Here is a 4,044-nt window from a genome sequence, read left to right on the forward strand (position 1 = left end):
ATTTGCCGGAAAATGCGGACGAGGTAGACCTGAAACAATACGATTATGTGGTGGATTGCATTGACACCATCACGGCAAAGATTGAACTGATAAGACGTTGCAAGCTGTTTGGCAGACCCATCATATCGAGCATGGGGGCTGCAAACAAGATGGATGCAACGGCATTTAGGGTGGCCGACATATCGAAAACAACAATGGACCCCTTGGCCAAGGTGATGAGAAAGAAGTTAAGGGCGCTGGGCATTGCTGGGGTTAAGGTGGTGTTTAGCGAAGAACAACCGCTTAAACCTATGGGGCAGAATAACTCGGAATGTGCAGATAATGCTACCACTAATGAGAATTTGGCCGATAATGAAGGCGCGCACAAGCCCAAAGGAAAGAAACATGTGCCTGCCAGCAATGCCTTTGTGCCTGCCGCAGCTGGTATTGTTGTAGGCGGCGAAGTGGTTAAAGACATAATAGGGTGGGGGAATCCTGTTTAAACCCCAATCGCTCATCAGACCGCTTGTCAAATGTTTTAGGTTGTTTCTATCTCTTCTTGTTCATCTTTCGCTTGCTTGTCGGCATTTTGTCTGTCTTATTTCTCTTGACGTAGCACGCTACGCCTTCAAGAATAAGACAGACAATATGCTCAACAACCAAACAAAATTTGTATAGGCTTAACGACCGATTGGGGTTAAAAAAGGTGGAGTTTCGAGTTTACAAAAGGCTCATCAGCGTTGTGTTTCTGAGTATTTGAGGGATTGTAGCAAAATTTTTCCTTTAAACTAAATGGGCAATGCCCTGCTTGCTTATGCAATGGTATGGCAATGTTTGCATAATGCTGTTTCTGTGGCAGTGAGCAGCATATCCTACAACCGCTCGCACTGACGGTAGTAAGCCTACGTGCTTTCCGTCGCCGTAGTCCATGCACGTGTATATAGCACAATCTCTTTTGTCTAGTTTTTAGTAAGAAATTTAACATTATGAGTGCCCTTACTGTTCACCAATCGCCCACCTTGTCGCAAAAAATCGATTCTCGCGAAGGTTTGTTTTGGTACAAAAGGGGGCTAGTTCTCGGATGTTGAAGAATGAATATTTATTACAACGAACTGGCGATTGCACCATATTTCGAGCCCTTTTTAGCGAAATGAGGTGCAATATGCTGCTAAATGCTGTGCATTTTGGTGCAAAACGCACTGCGTTTTGATGCTAAATGCGGTGCGTTTTGGTGCAAAATGCAAAGCAAAATGGTGCAAAATGCAATGCAAAATGCGGCTAAACGTGAAACGAAAAGCATAAAAATACACTGCAATGGTATAAATAAACCCCTTTCGAACCGCTAGAAACATGGCTCAAAAGGACAAAACATCCATCAAAAAGTAGGGTTTTAGGGGGAAAAAGTGAAAAAACGGGCTTGAAAAATTAGGAGTTGGCAACCAAACTAGAAAGGCTAAATGGTGCAAAATGCAGCTCTTTTTCTTAGAAATAGACAAAGCAAGGGATGTGAAAGGACTGAAATAGTGGCATTTTACCTACTTTTTAGCCAATATTCTCGCTAGAACGGAGTGAAAATTAGAGTGATGTTGTCAAATAAAAACAATAATTTAATCTTTTTGAGTTGGTGAATTAATGAGTTGGTAAGTTGATGAGATTTTGAGCTTATAAGTTGATGTTTTCTTGAGTTTGTAAGTTGGTGAGTTCATGTATTCGGGAGTTGTTGGGTCGTCGTGAGTTCATTTTGCACCACAAAAACAACTCGCCTGCGAATTGATTGTTTGCGTAGGGGTGGGCGATTGGTGAGTGAGAATGCCGCTTACGATGCTGAAATCCTTGCCAGGAAGTTGACCTGTTGATGGCGAGTGGCTTAAGGGTAAACAAAAAATGCGCACACTTGGAACAGGTCCAAGGTGCGCATTCAATTTATTAGGAGGAATTAGCCCTAATGGGCATGAGAATTTATTTTCCTTTTTCAAGCTTAGCCTTCAAGTCTGCCAATACGTCGATGTCGCCAAGGGTAGTACCTGCGGCAACATTGTTGATTTGAACAGAAGACTCAGACTTCTTAGCAGCGTGTTGTTTTCTTGCGGGTTTCACATCGTCTTTTCCTTCTTCGAAGGTGCGGCTGTGCGACAGAATGATACGCTTGGTGTCTTTTACAAACTCGATAACCTTAAAGTCGAGTTCTTCGCCCAGTTGAGCCTGTGTGCCATCTTCCTTAACAAGATGCTTAGGCGTTGCAAAACCCTCGCCGCCTTCGTTAAGCGTGATAACAGCACCCTTGTCCATCATTTCAGAAATCTTTCCGCGATGAACGCTGCCAGGGGTGTAAAGCGTTTCGTAAGTGTCCCAGGGATTCTCTTCGAGTTGCTTGTGACCCAAACTTAAACGTCTGTTTTCCTTATCTATTTCGAGTACAACAACCTCAATTTCAGCACCTACTTGTGTGAATTCAGAGGGGTGTTTCACCTTCTTCGTCCACGAAAGGTCGCTGATGTGGATAAGTCCGTCTACGCCTTCTTCAAGTTCAACGAAGATACCGAAGTTGGTGAAGTTTCTAACTTTAGCGATGTGCTTGCTGCCAACGGGATATTTAACCTCGATGGTTTCCCATGGGTCGTCCTTCAACTGCTTGATGCCAAGCGACATCTTACGTTCGTCTCTGTCGAGTGTAAGGATAACTGCCTCAACCTCGTCGCCAACGTGCATGAAGTCTTGTGCACTTCTTAGGTGCTGGCTCCACGACATTTCTGAAACGTGAATCAAACCTTCTACACCAGGTGCAATTTCAACGAATGCTCCGTAATCGGCGATGACAACAACCTTACCCTTAACGTGGTCGCCCACATTGAGGCTTTGGTCGAGAGCATCCCAAGGATGGGGAGTGAGTTGCTTGAGGCCCAATGCAATGCGGCGTTTCTCGTCGTCGAAGTCGAGAATAACCACGTTTATCTTCTGATCCAAGCTAACCACTTCGTGCGGATCGCTTACGCGGCCCCAAGAAAGGTCGGTAATATGGATAAGTCCGTCAACGCCACCGAGGTCAACGAATACGCCGTAGGTGGTGATGTTCTTAACCGTACCTTCAAGGATTTGTCCTTTTTCAAGCTTGGAAATGATTTCTTTCTTCTGTGCTTCAAGTTCTTCTTCGATAAGAGCCTTGTGCGAAACAACCACGTTGCGGAACTCTTGGTTGATTTTAACCACCTTAAATTCCATGGTTTTGCCAACAAATACGTCGTAGTCCCTGATAGGATGTACGTCGATTTGACTTCCGGGGAGGAAGGCTTCGATGCCGAAGACGTCTACAATCATGCCACCTTTGGTGCGGCATTTAATGTAACCTTGAATAACTTCTTCGTTTTCAAGAGCGGCATTAACACGCTCCCAGCTTTTGCTAAGACGTGCCTTCTTGTGCGAAAGAATCAGTTGACCCTTTTTGTCTTCCTGATTTTCGATGTAAACTTCAACAGTGTCGCCAACTTTTAGGTCGGGATTGTATCTGAATTCGGAAGCAGGGATAACACCGTCGCTCTTGTAACCGATGTTAACAATAACTTCCTTCTTGTCGATGGAGATAACCGTACCATCAACAACTTGATGCTCAGAAACCTTGTTAAGGGTTTCATCGTAAGCCTTTTCAAGAGCATCCTTGCTTACTTCTACAGGGCTGCCGTTCTCAAACTCTTGCCAGTTGAAATCGCTCAGCGGCTGTACATTTTTTAAATTAGACATAAATAATAAATAAAGTAAATTAATAAAGTTAGACTTTATGTTGTTTGAAAAACGCTGCAAAGATACTAAAATACAAGCAATTAGCGTGCATTAAAGACATAATACATTTGCTTTTTAGCACACTTTTAACACTTAGGGGAGTTGTATTTGCTTGTTATTTATCATAATTGGCATTATGATTTTATAAAGCATTGGTTAACAGGCGGTTTACCACTACCTCATGCTATCATGCAAATAATGAGCGATGCAACTGACTTTTCCTTAATTATATGATTGATTTGTGGCAGACTTTACCTTTATCTCACCTTTATAACATTAATCTCAATTCTG

The 4,044-nt window shown here is 43.2% G+C and carries 2 protein-coding genes; one reads left to right on the plus strand and one right to left on the minus strand.

Annotation, left to right across the window (positions count from 1 at the left end; genetic code table 11):
* On the plus strand, positions 1-482 hold a 482-nt coding region (locus tag BN93_RS08055), incomplete at its 5' end, for a tRNA threonylcarbamoyladenosine dehydratase (RefSeq protein WP_044260205.1).
* A gap of 1,456 nt (positions 483-1,938) precedes the next feature.
* Here BN93_RS08055 and rpsA read toward each other — a convergent pair.
* Entirely contained in the window at positions 1,939-3,714 is a 1,776-nt protein-coding gene (gene rpsA / locus BN93_RS08060) for a 30S ribosomal protein S1 (protein WP_019187836.1), read from the minus strand.
* Between the last annotated feature and the right edge of the window lie 330 nt (positions 3,715-4,044).

It is taken from the genome of Prevotella conceptionensis 9403948, from assembly GCF_000312305.1.
Classification (GTDB): Bacteria; Bacteroidota; Bacteroidia; order Bacteroidales; family Bacteroidaceae; genus Prevotella; species Prevotella conceptionensis.

Coding starts and splice junctions, on each gene's coding strand:
- rpsA (WP_019187836.1), bottom strand. CDS start 3,714: ATGTCTAATTTAAAAAATGTACAGCCGCTGAGCGATTTCAACTGGCAA.